At 42.3% G+C, this 22,776-nt stretch carries 23 protein-coding genes; 14 read left to right on the forward strand and 9 right to left on the reverse strand.

The genetic code is table 11. The features are described from left to right. Positions 1–7 precede the first annotated feature (7 nt). Genes C5O00_RS02470 through radC form a run of 3 tightly spaced genes read right to left on the reverse strand, consistent with a single transcriptional unit; the run spans position 8 to position 2,683 of the window. The gene (locus C5O00_RS02470) at positions 8–694 is read right to left on the reverse strand and encodes a YjjG family noncanonical pyrimidine nucleotidase (RefSeq protein WP_244593016.1); all 687 of its coding nucleotides are present in this window, start codon (positions 692–694) and stop codon (positions 8–10) included. Further along, complete coding sequence (locus C5O00_RS02475) at positions 687–1,979, reverse strand: DUF7033 domain-containing protein (RefSeq protein ID WP_105214647.1); 1,293 nt, start codon at positions 1,977–1,979, stop codon at positions 687–689. Before C5O00_RS02475 ends, C5O00_RS02470 begins: the two co-directional genes overlap by 8 nt. A 5-nt stretch (positions 1,980–1,984) precedes the next feature. Next, positions 1,985–2,683 carry a RadC family protein gene (radC, locus tag C5O00_RS02480; RefSeq protein WP_105214649.1) on the reverse strand — a complete coding sequence of 233 codons (699 nt, stop codon included), beginning with the start codon at positions 2,681–2,683 and terminating at the stop codon, positions 1,985–1,987. Between the two features lie 160 nt (positions 2,684–2,843). Here radC and C5O00_RS02485 point away from each other — a divergent pair, with 160 nt between their 5' ends. Next, positions 2,844–3,287: a DUF1569 domain-containing protein gene (locus C5O00_RS02485; protein ID WP_105214650.1), complete on the forward strand. Its 444-nt coding sequence runs from the start codon at positions 2,844–2,846 to the stop codon at positions 3,285–3,287. A gap of 263 nt (positions 3,288–3,550) precedes the next feature. After that, the gene (locus C5O00_RS02490; RefSeq protein ID WP_105214652.1) at positions 3,551–4,162 is read left to right on the forward strand and encodes an FMN-binding negative transcriptional regulator; all 612 of its coding nucleotides are present in this window, start codon (positions 3,551–3,553) and stop codon (positions 4,160–4,162) included. 68 nt (positions 4,163–4,230) lie between these two features. On the opposite strand, the gene C5O00_RS02495 is transcribed toward C5O00_RS02490, so the two are convergent. The 5 genes from C5O00_RS02495 to C5O00_RS02515 form a co-directional block, all read right to left on the reverse strand. Then, the gene (locus C5O00_RS02495; RefSeq protein WP_105214654.1) at positions 4,231–5,583 is read right to left on the reverse strand and encodes a UDP-N-acetylmuramate--L-alanine ligase; all 1,353 of its coding nucleotides are present in this window, start codon (positions 5,581–5,583) and stop codon (positions 4,231–4,233) included. Between the two features lie 131 nt (positions 5,584–5,714). After that, positions 5,715–6,668, reverse strand: a complete 954-nt coding sequence (locus C5O00_RS02500; protein ID WP_105214656.1) for a tetratricopeptide repeat protein — start codon at positions 6,666–6,668, stop codon at positions 5,715–5,717. A gap of 44 nt (positions 6,669–6,712) precedes the next feature. Further along, positions 6,713–7,234 (reverse strand): DUF4136 domain-containing protein, encoded by a 522-nt coding sequence (locus tag C5O00_RS02505; protein ID WP_105217546.1) that lies wholly within the window; start codon positions 7,232–7,234, stop codon positions 6,713–6,715. 87 nt (positions 7,235–7,321) lie between these two features. Beyond that, positions 7,322–8,335: a GTPase ObgE gene (gene obgE / locus C5O00_RS02510; RefSeq protein WP_105214658.1), complete on the reverse strand. Its 1,014-nt coding sequence runs from the start codon at positions 8,333–8,335 to the stop codon at positions 7,322–7,324. A 71-nt stretch (positions 8,336–8,406) separates the two neighbouring features. Further along, positions 8,407–8,979, reverse strand: coding sequence for an adenylate kinase (locus tag C5O00_RS02515; protein ID WP_105217547.1), 573 nt, complete (start codon positions 8,977–8,979; stop codon positions 8,407–8,409). A 94-nt stretch (positions 8,980–9,073) separates the two neighbouring features. Here C5O00_RS02515 and purK point away from each other — a divergent pair, with 94 nt between their 5' ends. From purK to C5O00_RS02540, 5 genes are read left to right on the forward strand one after another with little or no spacing between them, the layout of a single operon-like run. Continuing rightward, a complete protein-coding gene (purK, locus tag C5O00_RS02520; protein ID WP_105214660.1) occupies positions 9,074–10,231 on the forward strand; it encodes a 5-(carboxyamino)imidazole ribonucleotide synthase in 1,158 nt (385 codons plus the stop codon). Positions 10,232–10,237: 6 nt separating this feature from the next. Then, complete coding sequence (gene purE, locus C5O00_RS02525) at positions 10,238–10,720, forward strand: 5-(carboxyamino)imidazole ribonucleotide mutase (protein WP_105214662.1); 483 nt, start codon at positions 10,238–10,240, stop codon at positions 10,718–10,720. A 45-nt stretch (positions 10,721–10,765) separates the two neighbouring features. Next, on the forward strand, positions 10,766–12,790 hold the full coding sequence (locus C5O00_RS02530) for a M3 family metallopeptidase (RefSeq protein ID WP_105214664.1): 2,025 nt from the start codon (positions 10,766–10,768) through the stop codon (positions 12,788–12,790). 47 nt (positions 12,791–12,837) lie between these two features. Beyond that, positions 12,838–13,389, forward strand: coding sequence for a sigma-70 family RNA polymerase sigma factor (locus tag C5O00_RS02535; protein WP_105214666.1), 552 nt, complete (start codon positions 12,838–12,840; stop codon positions 13,387–13,389). Next, positions 13,390–13,638, forward strand: coding sequence for a hypothetical protein (locus tag C5O00_RS02540; protein ID WP_105214668.1), 249 nt, complete (start codon positions 13,390–13,392; stop codon positions 13,636–13,638). It begins immediately after the preceding gene. Here the strand turns inward: C5O00_RS02540 and C5O00_RS02545 are convergent. Then, positions 13,617–14,450, reverse strand: coding sequence for a hypothetical protein (locus tag C5O00_RS02545; RefSeq protein ID WP_105214670.1), 834 nt, complete (start codon positions 14,448–14,450; stop codon positions 13,617–13,619). The genes C5O00_RS02540 and C5O00_RS02545 overlap by 22 nt on opposite strands. A 128-nt stretch (positions 14,451–14,578) precedes the next feature. Between C5O00_RS02545 and gcvP the strand changes: the two genes are divergently transcribed. The 7 genes from gcvP to C5O00_RS02580 all read left to right on the forward strand — a co-directional run bounded on the left by gcvP (position 14,579) and on the right by C5O00_RS02580 (position 22,728). Then, positions 14,579–17,434: an aminomethyl-transferring glycine dehydrogenase gene (gene gcvP, locus C5O00_RS02550; RefSeq protein ID WP_105214672.1), complete on the forward strand. Its 2,856-nt coding sequence runs from the start codon at positions 14,579–14,581 to the stop codon at positions 17,432–17,434. Between the two features lie 161 nt (positions 17,435–17,595). Then, the gene (locus C5O00_RS02555) at positions 17,596–18,657 is read left to right on the forward strand and encodes a 3-oxoacyl-ACP synthase III family protein (RefSeq protein ID WP_105214674.1); all 1,062 of its coding nucleotides are present in this window, start codon (positions 17,596–17,598) and stop codon (positions 18,655–18,657) included. After that, entirely contained in the window at positions 18,657–19,181 is a 525-nt protein-coding gene (locus tag C5O00_RS02560; RefSeq protein ID WP_105214676.1) for a methyltransferase domain-containing protein, read from the forward strand. The genes C5O00_RS02555 and C5O00_RS02560 overlap by 1 nt, the downstream gene beginning before the upstream one ends. After that, positions 19,178–20,017: a glycosyltransferase family 2 protein gene (locus C5O00_RS02565; RefSeq protein ID WP_105214678.1), complete on the forward strand. Its 840-nt coding sequence runs from the start codon at positions 19,178–19,180 to the stop codon at positions 20,015–20,017. Before C5O00_RS02560 ends, C5O00_RS02565 begins: the two co-directional genes overlap by 4 nt. 69 nt (positions 20,018–20,086) lie before the next feature. Further along, positions 20,087–21,157, forward strand: a complete 1,071-nt coding sequence (locus C5O00_RS02570) for an alkaline phosphatase (protein WP_105214680.1) — start codon at positions 20,087–20,089, stop codon at positions 21,155–21,157. Between the two features lie 60 nt (positions 21,158–21,217). Continuing rightward, positions 21,218–21,964 carry an MlaE family ABC transporter permease gene (locus C5O00_RS02575; RefSeq protein WP_105214681.1) on the forward strand — a complete coding sequence of 249 codons (747 nt, stop codon included), beginning with the start codon at positions 21,218–21,220 and terminating at the stop codon, positions 21,962–21,964. Beyond that, a complete protein-coding gene (locus C5O00_RS02580; RefSeq protein WP_105214683.1) occupies positions 21,964–22,728 on the forward strand; it encodes an ABC transporter ATP-binding protein in 765 nt (254 codons plus the stop codon). The genes C5O00_RS02575 and C5O00_RS02580 overlap by 1 nt, the downstream gene beginning before the upstream one ends. Positions 22,729–22,776: the final 48 nt, after the last annotated feature.

The following is a 22,776-nucleotide window of genomic DNA, read 5'->3' on the forward strand; positions in this document are numbered from 1 at the left end:
TAGTATGCTACAAGTGGGTTTTAATCTCGTAAAGATGATTCACCACACTATAGGTATCTGGAACAATAACTTTGCGATAATTATAAAACAAGGTGTGCATTCCTACTTTTTCAGCACCCAGAATATCCGCCTCGAAGGTATCTCCTATCATTATACTTCGATGCGGAGGAACCGATGCTTTATCAAGAGCCGTTTCAAATATAACAGGATGAGGTTTCTTTAACCCTACCTCTTCAGATGAAGTAACCGTATTGAAAAAGTGTGAAATTCTACTATTCTGAAGTTTAAGTGCCTGAACTTCTGCAAATCCGTTGGTAATAATATGCAATTGATATCGGGGATTAAGATATTCCAGTATTTCGATAGCCCCCTCTAATAAATAATTGTCTTTAGGTAACTCGTCTATATAGGTTACTGCCATAGCATCGAGTTCCTCCATGGAAAAGGAAATCCCAAAAGGCAGAAAGGCATCCCTAAAACGTCCTCGCCGCAACTCCTGCTTGGTCACCAGATTTTCCCTGTACAATTTCCAGTATTCGAAATTGATGGGTTCGTAGACTTTTATAAATTCTGAAAGTTGTAGCTTGATCTGGTGCGACTTGAACAATCGTGAGAATGCGAGCTCCGAATTTCGATCGAAATCCCATAGCGTATGGTCCAGGTCGAAGAAAACGTCTGTTATCGATTTATTCATGAGCATGTAATTGTTGTTCAAATAAATTTCGCCAGATAGCGTTACTTTTCTCATCGGTAAAATCCCTAATATTAAAGAAGATTGAGAACGTACCATTTAGGCCCAGCACCAACTGTTGCATGGCCGATATACGCTGCAAGCTGTCCGATTCGTATTTATTGTTAAAGCCTTCTGTAGTGAATGCAACCGGATGAATTACAAGAGGTGTTTTAATTTCATAATCGAGGTCGTAGAATAGGAAAGGAGTACAGGTTCCCGCTCTAAAACCGGGAGTATCCTCATACACCATAGAGAAATCCCTCTCTATTTCCTGCTCTACCAACATCCTGTACAGCTCCGGCAATACAACGAGATAGTCTGAATTCATCGAAGACCTGAGAGTTCTCAATGTAGTTTCCTCAAGCTGTCGTTTCTCCAGTTTCAATATCTCGGTATCGTTGAGGGCCTGATAGGAGAACAACAGCCCAACCTCGTTATAATCGTTGAAATATTTAAGAAGCAGTTTAAACTTTTTCCTCCGTGAGTTGAAACCATCCTTCAAACTGGGATGATCGCCAAGTAAAAAGAATGCTGTTATGGAGTTTTTACTTTGTTTGCTTACAGAAACGATCCAGTCGTACACACTATACGGATCTTTTCCAATACCTAAAAGCACGCGGCTGCGTTTGAATGCACTTTTAAACTTAAATTTCCCGATATCTTTTAAATAACCGGCCAGGGATCTTACAAACCCTTTCTGAATATACAAATAGGGTTGTTCTATCTTTATGAGGGAGTGTATCTTCCCATTTTTCTTTGGAAATGGTACATCCGAAAACTTTTGTTGAAGCACCGTCATGAATTTATAAGCCCAGATATCGACCACAGGTTGCAGTAAAAATCCTTCCCGATATCCCAGACTTTCGGTAGCCGGAAATCTTCCCAGGGAATCTTTTACATGAGGAAGATATTCTTCATAGCGGCTTAACAGGTAAAAGGCGGCTGAAAAAATATCGAAAGGCAGATCGCTTTTCTCTCCAACTTGAAAAAAACTAAAGGTCTCATCCCATGGCTTTACTTGTACTTCAAGGTCCTCTACTCCACTCTGTTCGAGCAAGCCGTAACTTTGCACGAACATTTCGTTACCCATGGGTTGTTTTGCGTAAGATAGTTTCGGCCCCTGATGAGCGATAAACTCTTCAATAACCGATGTGAAACCTATCTCCAGTTCGAGAATACGTGTACAGACATGCTTAAAAATAAAATCGAGGCGAGGTGTGATTTGTTGCGAAAAGATTAACAGCATGTGCCTTAAAGCATTTGTTCATCAGCAAAGCTAAAATACGCTTTTTCGGTTATTATAAGATGATCCAGAATGCTTATATCCAGACTTTCTCCCGCTTTTTTGATCTTGGCGGTTAATTTTATATCACTTTCACTGGGCTTTAAGGCTCCACTGGGATGATTATGTGCCATGATTAATGCAACGGCGCCTAATTCTAAGGCCTGTCTAAACGCAATACGTATATCGACCAGCGTTCCCGTAATACCCCCTTTACTAAGCTGTTTAGTTTGTATCACCTTATTGGAATTATTGAGATAAACCACCCAGAATTCTTCATGGTCCAGTTGCCCGATCAAGGGTTGCATGAGTTCGAAAACCGAAACACTCGAGGTAATTTTACGAAGTTCGAGTGCCTGCTGTGCACGGCGACGGTTACCTAATTCGAGGGCAGCAATAATATTAATGGCTTTAACTTCGCCCACTCCTTTGAACTTGCAAAGATCTTTCACACTTAATTTCCCAAGTGCATTAAGATTGTTCTCGGCCCTTGCCAGTATTCTTTTTGCGAGGCTTACAGCACTTTCATCCCTGCTACCGGACCCTAGAAGTATGGCAATAAGTTCGGCATCGCTTACAGCCGTTTTTCCCTTTTTGACCAATTTTTCTCGAGGGCGGTCGTCCTCGTTCCAACATTTAATGGAGAAAGAATCTTTTGTATTATACATAACGAAAACGTAGCTATAGCCATCAATTCATCTAATCTAGAATAAGTAAAACAGGCTACGAAGGAGGGAAGTTAGAGTGCAGTAGGCGTTGAAACGCGTGTCTCAAAGATAGAAAACTAATTGAATGTTCGTATCTTTCTACTGTAAAATTACAGAACAGATGAAATCCATATTAGACAGAGATACCTTTCAAGAAATACAGAACAGGCTTAGCCAATTGAATGAAAATTCGGAAAGGCAATGGGGAAAAATGACTCCCGCCCAAATGCTTCGCCATTGCCAGGGACCTCTAAACATCATGCTAAAACATGACGATTATAACCTGAAGCCTAATTGGTTCTTTAATACGTTTTTCAAAAAAGCGATGTATAACGACAGATTATGGCGCAAGAATCTGCCTACGGTAAAGGTATTCAAGCAAACTGAAGAGCGAGATTTTACGCAAGAAAAAGCAAAGCTGGATGCGCTTCTGGATGAGATCGGATCTCAATTGGACAAGCAGGATTGGGGAGATCACCCCTCTTTTGGAAAATTCACCAATGAACAATGGGGTAAAATGCAATATAAGCATCTGGATCATCATTTGCGACAATTTGGTTTATAAACGACTATAAAGCCATACCCCCATTGAAGGGGTGGTGCAAGACTTAAAAATGATAAATTGCGGAGCAACATTTTTAAGGCTTGGGCCGTAACCAAATAATAAAGCATCTGGATCATCATTTGCGTCAATTTGGTTTATAAACGACTATTAAGCCATACCCCCATTGAAGGGGTGGTGCAAGGCTTAAAAATGATAAGTTGCAGAGCAACATTTTTAAGTCTTGAGCCGTAACTAACTAAAAATTGTTATTCAAATTTTAAAGAATGTACCCTCCTCCCTATCATCAATCTCATGATCGATCCAAGATGATCGAAGTAGTGAAGACCTTTCCGTTCGGAATACTGGTCACTGCACAAAACAGCAACTCTTTTATAACGCATATCCCAGTTATCTACAATGAGGACTCAGGGCGCCTTGTAGCGCATATCGATGCCCAGAACCCACAGGTAACCACTCTAACCGATGGCGCGAAAGCTACTGTAGTTTTTAAAGGACCCGACTGCTATATTTCTCCCTCAGTATACTCCACAGAGCAATTACCTACCTGGAATTACATTATAGTTCATCTAAGTGGGATCATTCACAGAATAACCGCTCCCGAGTTAGTAAAGAAAACCATGATCGATATGACGGCCTTTTTAGAAGGAAGTCGTCCAAAATTCATCCTTGAGAAAGACAACCCTAAAATGGATAGGATGGTAAATTATATCAAGGCTTTCGAAATTGAGATCACCCAATGGGAGGGGAAGTTCAAACTTTCACAGGATAAAAATGATACAGATTATGCGCTAGCCAAAACAGAGCTCATACGGCAATGTAAGAATGGATATAAAGAATTTATCGATACTATCTACGACCGCCTGGAGGTGTCGTAATTATAGATAAAAAGTTCAGGTTAGATAATCTATCACAGAGTTTGTGCGAGCAATTATACTCACCGGGCTTAAAAAAGTGACTTTACCGCTTCGAAATCTAAACCGCCATAATTACCACTACTCATTAATAACAGCGATTTATTCTCCATGTTTTGAGAGAACAGATACTCTTTGAATTTTGAAGGGTCTGTGAAAATTACCAGGTCGTCCCTCTGGAAAGCTTTTGCAATTTGTTCTTCCGAAATAGGCTGTAGCTTCTTGATCTCCACGGCGTGGGGAGAGTAAAATACCACGGCAGTATCTGCTGCATCGAGCGCCGAATTGTACTCATATAAGAACTCGGGGTTGAGACTACTGTAAGTGTGCAATTCCAGACAGGCCAGCAGCTGCCTATCGGGATATTGGTCCTTCACTGCCCGTGTGGTTGCCATCACCTTACTGGGAGAATGCGCAAAATCCTTGTATGCCACCGAAGTGGCAGATTCGGCTAACTTTTCGAGACGCTTACTCGCACCGCTGAACGAGGCAATAGCCTCATAGAAATCGTCGGCATCTATTCCCATCAACTGGCAGATCCATCGAGCCCCTTCAAGATTATTGAGATTGTGCTTCCCAAAGATCTCTACGGGCATGAGTCCCTCTGGTGATTGGAGAAGTGTAGTACCATTTTCCACCTGGTAAGCAGGAGTTTTATATGGGTATTTCTTGATGGGGTTAGGAGAGCCTTCTACCACTTTTTTTACTTCGGGATCCTCCTGGTTGTATACAATGGCACCTCCGTTTGTGATCTCGTTAACAAAGATGTCGAACTGCTCTACATAATTCTCATAAGTAGGGAATACGTTGATGTGATCCCAAGCGATCCCGCTTAACAAGGCTATATTGGGTTTATACAGATGAAATTTTGGTCGTCGGTCTATGGGTGATGAGAGGTATTCATCGCCTTCCAAAACCATAAAATCGGCATCCTCGGTAAGGCGTACCATAGTCTCGAATCCTTCCAATTGGGCCCCTACCATATAGTCTACTTCCCTGTCGTGGTAATGCATTACATGCAAGATCATGGAAGTGATGGTTGTTTTGCCATGAGAACCACCAATGACCACCCGGGTTTTATGCTTTGCCTGCTGATAAAGGAACTCCGGATACGAATAAATAGTAAGATCGAGTTCTTTGGCTTTTAGTAGTTCCGGGTTATCGGCTTTGGCGTGCATCCCCAGGATTACTGCATCTAGACTGTTGCTGATCTTTTCCGGAAACCAACCGAAGGCCTCCGGCAGTAATCCTTTTTTTTCCAACCTTGTCTTGGATGGGTCGAAGATGGTATCATCGCTACCCGTTACATGGTAACCTTTAGCGTGTAAGGCTAAAGCCAGGTTGTGCATGGCACTTCCGCCAATAGCAATAAAATGTACTCGCATGGGCACTAAAAATTTTTTGTAAAGGTAGTATTTTGAATTGCAAGAGGGATAGCGGCAAGTAGCTTTTGTGAAACAAAACTACAGCCAATAGCCCGGCCCTATAGTTCGAACTATAGGGCTTGCCCAAATAATTAAAGGGACAATATTTGTTGTTTCTCCTCCCGGGCTTCTTTAAAATCTGGTCGATCTGCCAGGGCTTTATTTATCCATTGCAGGGCCTTATCCTTCTTGCCTAAGTTCTTATATATCTGTGCCAGGCGGTAATAGGCCCAATCTTTAGGCACACCGTCCCGTACAGAGTGGTTTTCTATGTATTTCTGAAGACAATTAATTCCTAACTCGGCGTTAAGGTTGTATTGAGCAGCGATCTTTCCGATCTGATAATTAAGGCTGTTTCGTTTATGCTTCTTTAGGGATACAGAAGCCGTTTGAATTGCTTCCTCGGGCCTGTTGTTGGTCTCATACAGATTGGTGAGTTTTTCGTAGGTATGAGCAGATCCGCCCACTTCAATAGCCTTTTTATAGTACCTTTCTGCATCTTGCGGTCTTTCGCTGTATTCGGCTATGTAACCGTTGGCCAGGTACCCGTCCACAGGGGAGATCTTAAGCAGTTCGTTGGCGTATTTTATGGCTTTGCGCTCGCTTCCTCCAATTATTCCGGGAAGCTGGATATAAAACTCAACCAGCGCCCAGCGAACTTCAATATGTAAGGGATCGAGTTTTGCGGCTGTTTCGAAGGAACTTTTAATATCTCCCACATACCCAAGGGCTCTAATCCTACTTATTTCCAGCGCTTTCATACCCATTGCACCACCATATTTAAAGTGATAATTGGCATTTTTGGGATCTTCCTCCACCAGGGGTTCGTAATACGAGATGGCGGTGTCCCAATCTTTAGCATAGCCGGCAATATCCCCCAGGTATTCCCGGGTTTTCACGTGATTGGGGTTGTGTTTCAGGTATTCCTTAAACAAAGGTTTTGCCTTGTTGAATTGCTCATTATTGAAGTATTCTTCTGCTTGCTGAAATGAGGTTTGAGCACAGATCAGGGCTGGAAAGAGTAAAAACAACAACAATTTCTTCATAGCGTAGGTTTAAGTGTAAAGATAACAACTAATTATTTTGTTACTTATTTCGTCTTTGGGGGGTATTTTTTAAGGATCTTAGAGATTACTAACACGTAGTGCGCCTCTTTTTTGGCCGGGGAAGCCTTTTCTTTCAGTTCACCATCGGCCACAGCTTGCCAGATAAGATCATCTGCAGTGGTATCGACAAAATCCATTGTAAGACGCTGGTTCACCACTCGTCCGCCAATGGGAATTCCACCGCTCACTCCTACCCCTACGTTACCTCCGCCTCCTCCAACACCTATTCCAATGGTGTTTCGCGAATTCGACAAAAACTCCGATGCAAAGAAGTTAATATAGAAATGTGGCGACTCTGAACGCACAAAACCACGCTGCTGTAGCAGGCTGTCTGTGATCTTTATAATGCGCTTATCGTCCAGTTCGTTCAGACCGGATTCTATATCGGGATAGAAGTTATACGTCTTGTATTGGTTAAAATCTGTGGAATCGTCATAATCTACTGCTACTGTAGCTCCACAGGAAAGTACCAGTACCGACAGAACTAGTGTAAGAAAAATTTTCATAAGCATATTTTAGATAAATATACTTAAAAAAGGAGGTTGCGGTTTTCGGTTTTATTATTCTTTAACGAATTTTAATGGGCTTTCCGCTCAAATTTTTTCGTCTGTATTCAACATCTCCCACAATTTGTCCTTCAACTCTTTCAGGCCTTGTTGAGCCACAGAAGAGATAAACAAATAAGGGATCCCTTTAAATTCCCTATCAAGCTCTTCTTTCATTTCCATCCTCAGCTCTTCATCCAGCATATCGCTTTTTGAAATTGCCACCAGGCGCTCTTTATCCAGTAATTCGGGGTTATAGCGTTTTAACTCATCCACCAGGATATCGTATTGTTTTCTAATGTCGTCTGCATCGGCAGGAATTAGGAATAAAAGTGTGGAATTACGCTCTATATGTCTAAGGAAGTAATGACCAAGGCCTTTACCTTCGGCAGCTCCTTCTATGATCCCCGGGATATCGGCCATAACAAAGGTCTGGTAATCGCGGTACTCTACTATACCCAGGTTGGGTTTGAGCGTGGTAAACTCATAATTAGCGATCTTGGGCTTTGCCGCTGTAAGTACAGACAACAACGTTGATTTACCCGCATTGGGGAATCCTACCAGGCCTACATCTGCAAGAACCTTCATCTCCAGGGTGAAATTTCCTTCTTCTCCTTCCAGTCCCGGCTGTGCGTAACGCGGAGTCTGGCGAGTAGCACTTTTAAAATGTGCATTTCCTTTACCCCCTTTACCTCCTCTGGCGATGATTAGTTCATCTCCGTGTTCCATTAGTTCCTGAAGCAATTCACCGGTATCTGTGTTCTTCACTGCTGTTCCTAAGGGAACCTCAATATAAATATCCTCCCCGTCTGCCCCGGTACTGGTTTGCTTCCCGCCGGCCATACCATGTCCGGCCTTGTAATGTCGTTTAAATTTAAGGTGATACAAGGTCCACATATTCTTGTTTGCCTTCAGGATCACATGGCCACCTCGCCCGCCATCACCTCCGTCCGGACCACCTTTGGGGATATATTTCTCTCGTCTTAGGTGTGCGCTCCCTTTGCCTCCTTTCCCGGAAGTAACATGAATTTTTACATAATCTACAAAGTTGCCTTCAGTCATCTGCTGGGTACCTTAGTGGTGAGGTGTTAGTATGTTAGAGATTCGGAAAAACACTTTAAAGCCCCAATCTCTTAAATTGTATCAATAACCGCGCTTAAACGATCTGTAATCTCTTCTATGGAACCTACACCATCCACTCCATAGTATTTGTCCTGAGCCTGGTAAAACTTTTTCAGAATATCTGTTTTTCTATAGTATTCGGCTATTCGCTCGCGTATTACTTCTTCGTTGGCGTCGTCTGCACGTCCACTGGATTTTCCTCTTTCCAGCAATCTGCCCACAAGGACCTCATCATCTACTTCCAATGCGACCATAGCATTGATCTGGCTATTTTTCTCCTCCATAAGTTTAGCCAGTGCAGTTGCCTGAGCTTCGGTACGAGGAAAACCGTCGAAGATAAAACCGTTGGCATCTGCATTCTTTTCCACTTCGGCATTTAGCATATTGATGGTCACCTCATCGGGTACAAGATGTCCCTTATCCATATAACTTTTAGCCAACATCCCGAGTTCTGTTTCATTTTTTATATTAAATCTGAAGACATCACCGGTGGAGATATGTACTAGTTGATATTTCTCTTTTAAAACTTCTGCCTGGGTTCCTTTTCCGGCACCGGGCGGGCCGAACAATACGATGTTTTTCATTCGCTTTTTTTTCTTTCTGAATAATGATCTAAAAATTCGCCACATAACGAAGTTGCAAAGATAACAATTGCAAAGAAGATTGTACCTTTGCGGCATGGCTAATTATTTTTCTTCTGAATTTACTCTCGGAATTTTAGGCGGCGGCCAGCTAGGAAAAATGCTGCTTTACGAAACCCGCAAATACGATATTAAAACCAAAGTTCTGGACCCCAGCGCGGAAGCTCCATGCCGAATAGCCTGCAATAAATTTGTTCAAGGCGATCTTATGGATTTCGATACCGTCTATTCCTTCGGAAAGGATGTGGATCTGCTAACTTTCGAAATTGAAGGCGTAAATATAGAAGCATTGGAGAAATTGGAAAACGAAGGGTTAAAAGTATATCCGTCGTCCAAGACCCTGAGGCATATTCAGCATAAAGGAAAACAGAAAGAATTTTATACAAGTCATGAAATTCCTACGTCCTCTTTCCGACTATTCGAAAATCTTGAATCGCTTTCAGCGGCCGTGGAAAATAATGAAGTTGGGTTTCCTTTTGTATGGAAAAGTTGTACTGGAGGTTACGACGGGAAAGGGGTGAGTATCATAAGAGGTATGAAGGACATGGATAATCTCCTGGAGGGTGAGTGTATAGCAGAAGATCTTATTCCGTTCAAGAACGAGTTAGCAGTGATAGTAGCGCGAAATCCGAAAGGTGAAGTAAGTACTTACCCGGTGGTGGAAATGGAATTTCACCCGGAAGCGAACCAGGTGGAATATGTTATCTGTCCTGCTCGAATAGAACCTGAAATAGCCACCAAAGCAAGGGCGGTTGCCGAGCAAGTATCACGAGCTTTTGGCCATGTAGGGTTATTGGCGGTGGAAATGTTTCAGACAGAGGAAGGCGATATCCTGGTAAATGAAGTAGCCCCCAGACCTCATAACAGCGGACATTACAGCATAGAAGCGAGTTACACGAATCAATTTGAACAACACCTGAGAGCCATATTAGACTTACCCCTGGGAAAGACCGATAGTAAAGTTGGTGGTATTATGGTAAATTTGGTAGGGGCCGAAGGACATACCGGTGATGTAGTTTACGAGAATATTGAGCACATCATGGCTATGGAAGGGGTTACACCTCATATTTATGGAAAGCGGCAAACCCGTCCGTTTCGCAAAATGGGGCATGTTACCATAGTAAATGAATCTCTTTCGGAGGCAAGAAAAATTGCCGAAGAAGTGAAAAATTCGATAAAAGTTATAAGTAAATAAATCGATATGAGTAAAGTAGGAGTAATAATGGGAAGCACCAGCGACCTGCCGGTCATGCAGGAAGCTATAGACATTTTAAAAGGCTTTGATATCGAAGTTGAAGTAGATATTGTATCTGCCCATCGCACCCCCGATAAGCTGTTCGACTACGGAAAACACGCCCATGAACGAGGGTTTTCGGTGATCATTGCAGGTGCCGGAGGTGCTGCACACCTGCCCGGGATGATCGCATCCCTGTCTCCCCTACCGGTTATTGGAGTTCCGGTAAAGTCGAGTAATTCTATCGACGGATGGGATTCTGTACTTTCAATCCTTCAGATGCCTGGAGGAGTCCCTGTGGCGACAGTTGCACTCAATGGCGCCAAAAACGCCGGAATACTGGCAGCCCAGATATTAGGATCGGCAGATAAATGTGTACTGGATAAAATTGTTGCTTACAAGGAAGGCCTTAAACTAAAGGTAGAAGAAGGCGCAAAGAAATTGAAGTAAAAACACACAAACGATTGTTATTTATCGGTCCAAATCGAAATCTGAATGAATCCACTCTTACAAAAATTTGAAACCTCTCCTTTTTCCAAAATTAAAAACGAAGATTTTCTTCCTGCCTTTCAAAAACTCATTGAGGAAACCAACAAGGAAATAGAAAAGATCGCTGCTCAAAAAGAACCTCCCACCTTTGAGAATACCGTAGAAGCACTGGAGAGAACCGGAGAGCAATTAAATCTTGTAAGCAGTATATTTTTTAATCTGAACAGCGCCGAAACCAACGACCAGATTCAACAGATCGCCCAGGAAGTATCTCCTTTGCTTACAAATTTTAAGAATGACCTGCTTCTCAATAAACCCTTGTTTAACAGGGTGAAAGCAGTTTATGATAAAATAGATGCTTTATCGCTCGATCCTGAACAACGAATGTTGCTCGAGACGCAGTACAAAGGATTTGCCAGAAACGGGGCGAATCTATCAGAGGATGATAAAACCAAATTAAGGAAGATCGATGCCGATCTTTCGAAACTCACGCTCACCTTTGGTGAAAATGTACTGGCCGAGACCAATGCCTACGAATTACACATCACGGAGGAAGATGATCTCAATGGGCTACCGGAAGGAGCCAAAGAGGCGGCTGCCCAAACGGCTAAAGAAAGGAACAAGGAAGGATGGGTAATCACCCTGGACTACCCTAGCTATATTCCGTTCATGAAATATGCTGAAAACAGGGAACTTCGGAAAAAGTTATCGCTCGCTTTTGGAGCCAGGGCATTTCAGAAGAATAAAAACAATAATGAAGAAAATGTGCTCCAGATCGTCCATTTAAGACATCAACGCGCAAAATTGCTAGGGTACCAATCTCATGCGCACTTTGTGTTGGAAGAGAGAATGGCTGAAACCCCCGAAAAGGTGATCTCCTTCCTGAATGAGTTACTGGAAAAAGCGAAACCAGCGGCTCAAAAAGAATTCGACGAACTAGAAAATTTTGCCAGGGAAACCGATCGTATCGATCGACTTGAAAAATGGGATAGCGCCTATTACGGTGAGAAACTAAAGCAGAAGTTATTCGATCTGGACGATGAAAAGCTCAAACCTTATTTCGAACTGGATAGGGTAATTGCCGGAGTGTTTTCGGTGGCAACGAAACTATATGGCCTTCACTTCAAGGAGACAAACGATGTAGATGTATATCACAAAGAAGTGAAAACTTACCGCGTAACCGACCAGGACGGTGAATTTGTAGCCTTGTTCTACGCCGATTTCCATCCACGGCCCGGGAAGCGTAACGGAGCATGGATGACCTCCTACCGGCCGCAGCAAATAAAGGATGGTAATAATGAACGACCCCATATATCTATCGTGTGCAATTTTACCAAACCCACTGCGAGTAAACCTTCATTACTTACCTTCAATGAAGTAACCACCCTTTTCCACGAATTTGGCCATGCGCTACATGGTATGTTGGCTAATACAACCTATTCGGGTTTGTCGGGTACAAATGTATACTGGGATTTCGTAGAACTTCCCAGCCAGATTCTCGAGAACTGGTGTTACGAAAAAGAAACCTTAGAATTATTCGCAACACATTATAAAACAGGGGAATTAATACCCATGGAATACGTAAAGAAGATCAAGGAATCTTCTACCTTTCTAGAGGGTATGCAGACACTGCGCCAGATTAGCTTTGGTTTACTGGATATGGCCTGGCATGGAGCAGATCCATCTGGAATTAAAGATGTTAAGGCGTTCGAAAGTAATGCTTTTGAAGCTACCCGACTTTTTCCTGAAACAGCCGAGACCTGTATGAGCACTTCCTTTTCACATATCTTTCAGGGCGGTTATTCGGCGGGATACTATAGCTATAAATGGGCGGAGGTCCTTGATGCCGATGCTTTCGAATATTTTAAACAAGAAGGCATTTTCAATAAAAATGTCGCTACAAAGTTTAAAAACAGTGTGTTATCAAAAGGCGGAACCATGGAGCCCATGAAATTGTATATTAAATTTAGAGGTAAAAAACCTAATCCTGAGGCTCTATTAAGAAGAGCCGGACTACTTAAAAAGGACTAATTTCCCTAAATGTTTGTTACATTTGAATTAATCTTCTCGGAACTGCTATGGGTTTAGATCTATTACATCCTGAAAAGTGGGTTGACAGATATTCAGATTATCTGTACAACTACACTATAGTTCGTGTAAACGACCACGAAATTGCGCAGGATCTTATTTCCGAAACTTTTTTAGCAGGCTTGAAATCGAAGGATAACTTCAAAGGTGATGCCTCTGAACGAACCTGGCTCATCTCAATTTTAAAACGAAAGATCATCGATCATTACAGGAGGATTAATTCCAATAAGGGAAAAGCCGAAATACGAGTGAACTACAGTGGTGAGGATTCTGAAGGCGACTGGTTGGAGGAACGGGTAAAAGATCCTTTCGACAAAACTGCAGAGGACAGTCTGGAAAATGAAGAATTAGGACTTGCCATTTTAAATTGTTTGGGTAAATTAGACGATCGACAGGCGCAGATTTTTAAGAAAAAAACAATCGAAAATTTTGATACGGAGGCTATCTGTAATGAATTTAATATAACGCCGTCTAACCTTTGGGTTATCATCCACAGGGTAAGGCGATCCCTAGCGATGTGCCTCCAAAATAATTGGTTTTAAATGAACATCGGTATACTATTTAATTGCGGCGAGGCGGCGCATATATGTGATAAATCCCAGTATCAGGAGTCGAGTTTCTTCGAACGTATCCTAATGAAATTACATCAAATGATGTGCAGAGTTTGCAGGGAACATTCGTCTGAGAATACAAAACTCACAGAGATCATTGAGAAGGCCGATCTCAAAACGATGCCCGAGGATAAGAAAGAAAATATCCGTAAGATAATTCAGCAAGAGATCTCGAAATAATACTTCAGCAAATAAAATATGCCTAACCAGGCTATAGGAATACTTTCAACAATAAACGAAGCATAATATTTTTTCTGGTCCTCAATTGCTCCCCATAATCCCAACGCACACAGAAAGCAGGCCATCGCAAAAGCGCTGGAATGGGCACAGCTAAAATCGTCCTTGAATAGATCCAACGAAAATCCCAGATACATAACCAGCACACCTACCCATTTGGAAGTGGTCACTCCTAATTTTTGAGGAAGTGTTCCCAAAGCAGTTTCATCATAACGCAGGTCTCTGATCTCGAATGGAATTGTTAATACTATAACAATAAGACAACGCTGAACAAAAGTTAGCCATACGTCTGTGGAGATTACATCCGTAATGGCCAACCAGGGTGCGAGTACAGTTATTCCGGCCCAAACCAAAGCAACCGCAAAGATCTTGAAACCGGACAGCATCCGTAAAGTTCTCTTTCCCAGTACAGGAACGGCATACAAAAAAGTTACTACCCCTAAAGATCCCATTAACCAATAGAGATTGGGCGGCAGCTTGGTAGCAAAATATACCAGCATCCCAAAGCTTAGCAATGAAAACACCTGTATAACCCGGAGTTTATCGGTAAGACTCCTGTGGTGAAAGCGGGCAACTCCTGCGTACTTTACAAAATTGTACGCTGTGATCGTACCAAAAAAAACAAATCCCACCAACTCTGAGGTAAGTTCGATATCGTATTCGAATACCGTGAGATAAAGCAATGAACACACCGCGATTGCAACGTGAATGCTACTATCCAGGTAGAAATTGAAGGCAGCCTTGAGGTACTTCATAACACAAAAATAGCCAAAGTGTTAGTAACTCACATCTTTAGTGGAAAAATAGTTAAGCGGGGTAGAGAATTTAAAGCATATAATTAAGGTTTAAATCGTAATTTTGCGGAATCATTAATTTTCAGTAAATGAATACAGATTCTTTTGCCCTGAGACACATTGGTCCACGTGAAAAGGACCTCTCCAAGATGCTTAAAGCTATCAATGCCAGCAGCCTCGATCAACTCATAATGGAAACTATTCCGCATGAGATCCTCATAAAAAACAAACTGGAGTTAGACGAAGCAATGAGCGAACAGGAATACCTTGAGCATATTGGTGGACTCGCTGCAAAAAATAAGGTTTTCGACACCTATATTGGCCTGGGATATCACGAGGCCTATTTACCGGCAGTTATTCAGCGAAATATACTTGAAAATCCGGGTTGGTATACCGCTTACACTCCCTATCAGGCCGAAATAGCACAAGGAAGACTTGAGGCCTTGCTCAATTTTCAGACGATGGTATCGGACCTCACGGGCATGGAACTTGCAAATGCGTCTCTTCTGGATGAGGCCACCGCTGCGGCCGAAGCTATGAGCCTGTTATTTGCTGTTCGAGACAGGGATCAGAAAAAGAATGATGTGGTTAAATTTTTTGTTTCTGAAGAAATTCTTCCTCAAACATTATCCTTATTGGAAACCAGATCGAAACCTCTTGGAATCGAGCTGGTGACAGGAGATCACAGAGATTTCGACTTCGCTACCGATTTCTTCGGGGCCATCCTGCAATATCCAGGTAAATCTGGAAAAATATACAATTATGCCGATTTTATCCGGCAGGCGAATGAAAGGAATATAAAGATCGCTGTTGCCGCCGATATCCTAAGCTTGATTAAACTGGAATCGCCGGGAAGTATTGGTGCCGATGTTGTTGTAGGTACTACGCAGCGATTTGGGATCCCCCTGGGTTACGGAGGCCCTCACGCAGCGTATTTCGCCACCCGTGAAGAATATAAAAGACACATTCCCGGCCGTATAATAGGCGTTACTAAAGATATGAACGGTAATCGTGCCCTGCGAATGGCCTTGCAAACTCGTGAACAACATATAAAAAGGGATAAAGCAACTTCAAATATTTGTACCGCCCAGGTACTGCTTGCTGTCATGGCCGGCATGTATGCTGTATACCATGGCCCTGAAGGCTTAACATATATCGCGAACAAGGTACATAATGCCGCTGCGACCCTTGCCGACGGCCTTGAAAGACTTGGTATTTACCAACTCAATGAGCATTATTTCGACACCATAGCTGTAAAAGCAGATTCGAAAAAAGTACGCCCAATAGCCGAAGCTTCTATGGTTAATTTCTTTTATCCGGATGCGGAAACGATTCAGATCTCGGTGAATGAAACCACCAGTATCTCTCAGGTAAATAATATCATCAATATTTTTGCTGAAGCAGTTGGGAAGGAAAAAGATAGTATCCGTTATACGGAAATGATAACAGGAAATGTAATCCCTTCTGAAGTTATCCGCAGCACGGCTTTCCTGGAGAATGAGGTCTTCAATTCTTATCACAGCGAGACCGAATTAATGCGATATATAAAAAAGCTGGAGCGCAGGGATTTGGCATTAAACCATTCTATGATCTCTCTGGGGTCTTGTACTATGAAACTAAATGCAGCAGCCGAAATGCTGCCGCTTAGCGACTCCCGATGGGGAAATATTCACCCTTTCGCCCCAGTTGAGCAAGCGGAGGGTTACCAGCTAATGTTAAAGAAATTAGAAGATCAGCTTACCGAGATCACTGGATTTGCAGGTACTTCCCTACAGCCTAATTCGGGCGCTCAGGGTGAGTATGCCGGGTTAATGGTAATTAAAGCGTACCACGAGTCGCGGGGAGACCATCACCGCAATATCTGCCTTATACCCTCCTCCGCCCATGGTACCAATCCGGCGAGTGCTGTGATGGCAGGTATGAAAGTAGTGGTAACCAAAGCTACTGAAGAAGGAAATATCGATGTGGAAGATCTAAGAGCTAAAGCCGAAGAACATAAAGACCAGCTAGCCGCTCTAATGGTGACCTATCCCTCTACACACGGAGTATACGAAAGTGCCATAGTTGAGATAACCGGTATAATACACGAGAATGGCGGACAGGTATACATGGATGGAGCAAATATGAATGCCCAGGTTGCCCTAACAAATCCCGGAGCCATAGGTGCTGATGTGTGCCACCTTAATTTACATAAAACCTTTGCTATTCCACATGGCGGTGGTGGCCCCGGCGTGGGCCCAATTTGTGTGGCCGAGCAACTGGTTCCCTTTCTGCCAACAAACCCAGTGATCCCTACGGGCGGCAATAAGGCGATTACTGCTATTTCGGCAGCTCCCTGGGGTAGTGCATTGGCCTGCCTTATATCTTATGGATACATATGTATGCTGGGGGAGAAAGGATTGAAACGCTCTACTCAATATGCGATTCTGAACGCAAATTATATTAAAGATCGTCTTCATGGTCATTTTGAAGTACTTTATACAGGTGAACAAGGACGTGCCGCCCATGAAATGATCATAGATTGTCGTCCGTTTAAAGAAAATGGTATAGAGGTAGTTGATATTGCCAAACGGCTCATGGACTATGGTTTTCACGCTCCTACCGTTTCGTTTCCGGTGGCGGGAACCATGATGATCGAGCCAACCGAGAGTGAAAGCATGGAAGAATTGGACCGTTTTTGCGATGCCCTAATCTCCATTCGAAAGGAAATTGACCAGGTGAGTACGGCAGATCCAAACAATGTTTTAAAAAATGCCCCGCATACACAGGAGATGGTAACTTCAGATAACTGGGACCTCCCATACTCCAGAAAGACAGCGGCTTTTCCTTTGGAGTATATTTCGGAGAATAAATTCTGGCCCTCTGTACGCAGGGTAGATGATGCTTATGGCGACCGAAATCTTATCTGTACCTGCGAGCCCATCGAATCTTTTATGGAAGCATAAGTAGTAATTTCATGGGCTGCAGTAGCAATCCTTGGGATAAAGCCTATTATTTAAGTATATTTAAGTAAAAGGCTGTAATTTTGCAAGGTGCACCCGTTTATTAAAACAGCGCTAGTTAACATAGACGTTTTTACCTATTATAATCAAAATCTTACTGAATTATGAGTACAAAAATAACAGGGGTTGGAAGTTATATTCCAAAAAGTGTGGCTCCAAACGATCAGTTTGAGCAGCATAGTTTTTACAATGAAGATGGAACCAAATTTGGTCATGAGAACTCAGTGATTATTGAAAAATTCAAGGCGATAACAGGCATATCGGAGAGACGTTATATATCAGACGAAATGACTACCTCGGATATTGCACTTTTTGCTGCCGTAAAGGCACTGGAGGATGCGGATATTGATAAAGAGGATCTTGATTACCTAATAGTTGCGCATAATTACGGAGATGTGAAACACGGCACCCATCAAAGCGATACAGTTCCCAGTATTGCTTCCAGGGTAAAACATCTATTGAAAATTAAAAATCCACGCTGTGTGGCTTACGATATTTTATTTGGCTGCCCCGGGTGGGTGGAAGGTGTGATCCAGGCGCATGCCTATATTAAAAGCGGTATGGCCAAAAAATGTATGGTTATAGGTGCCGAATCACTGTCGAGAGTGATCGACCAGCACGATCGGGACTCCATGATCTATAGCGATGGGGCCGGTGCTACCGTTATCGAAGCCGGAGACGATACTAACAGTGGTATCTTATCTCACCTCAGCGCTACTTATGCGTATGACGAAGCTCATTTTATTTATTTCGGAGAAAGTAACAATCAGGAACTAAATGATGCACGCCGCTATATAAAGATGTACGGCCGTAAGATCTACGAATTTGCAATCACCAATGTGCCTGGTGCTATGAAACAATGTCTGGATGAGAGTGGGTGCAACATTTCAGAAGTAAAAAAAGTATTTATCCATCAGGCTAACGAAAAGATGGATGAAGCTATTATAAAACGTTTCTTTAAATTGTATGGTGAAGAAGCTCCCGCCGATGTAATGCCAATGAGCATAGACAAATTAGGAAATTCCAGTGTTGCTACCGTTCCCACATTATACGACCTGGTGTTAAAGCGTGAACTCGACGATCATGAAGTTAACCCGGGAGATGTGGTAATCTTTGCCAGTGTAGGTGCAGGAATGAACATTAATGCTATTGTATACAGAGTATAATGTACGAAGGTAAATATCCGAAAAAGCGTTACAAATACACATTCAATTTTTTACAGCAGTTTGTTAACAAAAACGATAAAATCCTAGATCTGGGTGTGAATAACCCCTTTTCCGAGATCCTGAGAAAGGAAGGATTTAATGTTACTAATACATCGGGCGAAGATCTGGATCTGGATACTACGGCTGTGAAATCTGCAGACTACGATGTTGTAACAGCCTTCGAGATCTTCGAACACCTGGTTTCCCCTTTCAATGTTTTACAGGATATTAAGGCTAAAAAACTAGTGGCTTCTGTACCACTAAAGCTCTGGTTTGCTTCGGCATATAGAAGTAAAACAGACGAGCGAGACCGTCATTATCACGAATTTGAAGACTGGCAATTCGACTGGCTGTTGGAAAAAGCCGGCTGGAAGATCAAGAAGCGAGAGAAATTTACCAATCCTGTAAGAAAAGTAGGCATTCGGCCTATTCTCAGAAGATTTACTCCCCGTTATTATCTCATATATGCCGAAAGAACCAGGTGATCATTTATATAGTCATACCAGCTCATAACGAGGAAGCGTATATAGAAAAAACGCTGGATTCGCTGGTAAATCAATCTTTAAGACCGGCCAGGATCGTTGTGGTGAACGACAACTCTACAGACGGAACACAGACCATAATAGATGCGTATTCTGCCAAGTATTCCTTTATCGAAGGGGTATCTAATGTTTCTTCTGAAGTACATGCCCCGGGCTCGAAAGTGATCAATGCTTTTTACAAGGGTTACGCCACATTGGATTCTCATTACGATGTGATCTGCAAATTTGATGCAGACCTCATCTTTCCTGCCAATTACCTGGAAACTGTTGCAGAAGTTTTTAAGAGTTCGGAACAGGTAGGTATCGCCGGTGGATTTTGTTACCTCGAAAAAAAAGGAGAATGGGAACTTGAAGATCTAACAGGGAAAGATCACATACGAGGTGCCTTAAAGTCTTATCGAAAGTCCTGTCTACATGATATTGGAGGCTTAAAAAAAGCAATGGGATGGGACACTTTAGACGAGCTGCTTGCTCAATATCACGGTTGGGAACTTCGCACACTACCTTCCTTAAAAGTTAAACATCTAAAACCTACAGCCACTGCTTATGCAAAACAGTCGGGCTATATGCAAGGTGCGGCATTTAAAAGAATGCGCTATGGTTTTTTACTAACTATGATCGCGGCTATGAAATTAGCCTGGAAAAAAAAGAGCTTTACTTACTTTTTAAAATGTATTCAGGGATTTTTGCCTGAAAAACAAAACTATCTGGTATCACCTTCCGAAGGAAATTTTATACGAAAATTACGCTGGAGAAATATTAGAAAAAAGCTGTTATAAAAATTATAACGTCCCCTTAACGATTAAACGATCTGATTCTTTCTAACTTAGAGCTCAATAAAATATAAAATGAAAAATCTACTACTTCTCTTATTTCTGTGTACCTCCGTTATTGGATGGGCTCAAACCCCGCTCGCAAACCAGAAAAAGCCTAAGAATATTATCCTGCTTATTGGAGATGGTATGGGACTAAGCCAGGTTTCGGCAGGGTTTTATTTTAATGATGAAACTTCAAATTTTGAACGATTTACCAATATCGGACTAATAAAAACTTCTTCTTCAGCCGAGTTAGTTACAGATTCGGCAGCAGGCGCAACGGCGTTTGCAAGTGGGGTTAAAAGCTATAATGGTGCAGTAGGTGTCGACTCCGATACTAATTCGGTTCCCACCATTATAGAATTATTATCTAAAAGGAACTATGCAACAGGGGTTATTTCCACCTCTTCTGTGGTGCACGCCACACCTGCTGCCTTTTATGCCCATGTATTTAGAAGAAGTATGTACGAGGCTATCGCCGAGAATCTTGCGAAAAGCGAGGTAGACTTCATCGCTGGAGGTGGAAGTCAATTTTTCGATAGGCGCGAAGATGGAAAAGACCTGTTCGAAGACTTCAGAAAAAATAACTTCGAAATTCATACCGAATCTTTACCAGATAAAGTTTCTAAAAAGAAACAGCTAATACTACTTGCAGATAATGCCATGCCAAAGATGATCGAAGGTCGAGGTGATTTTCTGCCGGAGAGTACGCAACTAGGAATAGATTACCTCTCTGCCAACAAACAAGGTTTTTTTCTCGTGGTGGAAGGATCTCAGATCGATTGGGGAGGGCACGGTAACGAAGCCGATTATCTAATAGGAGAACAGTTGGATTTCGACAAAACTATTGGTGTAGCTCTGGACTTCGCCAAAAAGAATGGGGAGACCCTGGTGATCGTAACCGCAGATCACGAAACGGGTGGTTTTACCCTGGCTGCAAGTGAAAACGATTACAATACTATCAAGCCCTCCTTTTCTACAGGGGGACATTCGGCAACGCTGATCCCCGTCTTTGCATATGGCCCCGGGGCGTCCAGCTTTAACGGAATTTACGAGAATACAGAGATCTTTCATAAAATGATGTCTCTGTTACAAAAGAAATAGTTGTTTTTGCCCAAACGATTCCCTCTTTACAATCGGTTAATTTTGTTACTTTAGCATAGGATGATAATTGTTAGAGCTCTTAAGGACGTTGGTTCCTATTTCTTAATGCTGAAAAGGGTTTTCAGTGGATTTACCAAAGGGTCTGTTCTTAGAGAACTTATCTTTAAGGAAATTGATGATCTAATCATTGGTTCCCTGGGAATAGTTTCTTTTATTTCGTTCTTCGTAGGTGGAGTAATCGCCATTCAAACAGCTCTTAATCTTGAAAATCCGCTGATCCCAAAGTCATTAATAGGGTTTGCCACTCGGCAATCCATGATCCTCGAATTTGCGCCAACGTTTATTTCCATCATCATGGCGGGTAAAATGGGTTCCTTCATTACTTCCAGCCTGGGTTCCATGCGTGTTACCGAACAGATCGATGCTCTGGATGTTATGGGGATTAATTCCCTGAATTATCTAGTTTTTCCAAAGGTGATCGCGCTACTCTTTTATCCTTTCGTGATAGCACTATCCATGTTTCTCGGGATCTTTGGTGGATTTTTGGCCGGGGTGTACGGAGGTTTTACCTCCCCTGGTGAATTTGTAACGGGTTTACAGGACTCTTTCGAACCTTTTCATCTAACTTATGCATTCATAAAGACATTTATCTTTGCCTTTATCCTGGCAACGGTACCTTCCTGGCAGGGATACTTTATGAAAGGAGGAGCTCTGGAAGTAGGAAAGGCAAGTACAAATTCGTTTGTGTGGACCAGTGTATTGATCATCCTCACAAATTATATAGTAACCACTTTGTTATTAAGCTGATGATACGTGTAGAGAACATTCATAAAAGTTTTGGAGAACACAAAGTTCTGAAAGGGATCACCACGGTCTTCGAAAAAGGTAGGACCAACCTTATCATTGGCGCCAGTGGAAGTGGTAAGACGGTTCTATTAAAATGCTTACTTGGGCTGTTTCATCCAGATGAAGGCAAGATCTTCTACGAAGATAAATCCATACACGACATGGACGATGAAGAACAACGCGACCTGAGAGAACATATTGGCATGTTATTCCAGGGAGGAGCTTTATTCGATTCTATGACTATCGAAGAAAATGTGATGTTCCCGTTACGGATGTTCACCAACAAGAAGCGCTCTGAAATGCTGGATAGAGTTAATGAAGTACTGGCTCGAGTGAATTTAGAGAATGTAAATTCGAAGTTTCCGGCCGAAATTTCAGGAGGGATGCAAAAAAGAGTATCTATTGCACGAGCGATAGTTAACAAACCCAAGTATCTATTCTGCGATGAGCCTAATTCGGGACTTGACCCTAATACTGCAACTGTGATCGATAATCTTATCCAGGAGATCACCAAAGAAAACGATATTACAACCGTGGTGGTTTCGCATGACATGAATTCTGTGATGGAAATAGGGGAAAATATTGTACTTCTGAAACATGGCCATTTGGTATGGGATGGATCGAATCAGGACATTTTCAAAACCGACAATAAAGATGTGACAGACTTTGTCTATTCTTCCGATCTTTTTAAGAAAATTCGAGAAGTTCAGCTAAAAGAAGGCTAATTTTTGAAGCTATCTTAGTGGAAATCATGGATTTTTGCATTATTTTTA

Source organism: Pukyongia salina, from assembly GCF_002966125.1.
Classification (GTDB): domain Bacteria; phylum Bacteroidota; class Bacteroidia; order Flavobacteriales; family Flavobacteriaceae; genus Pukyongia; species Pukyongia salina.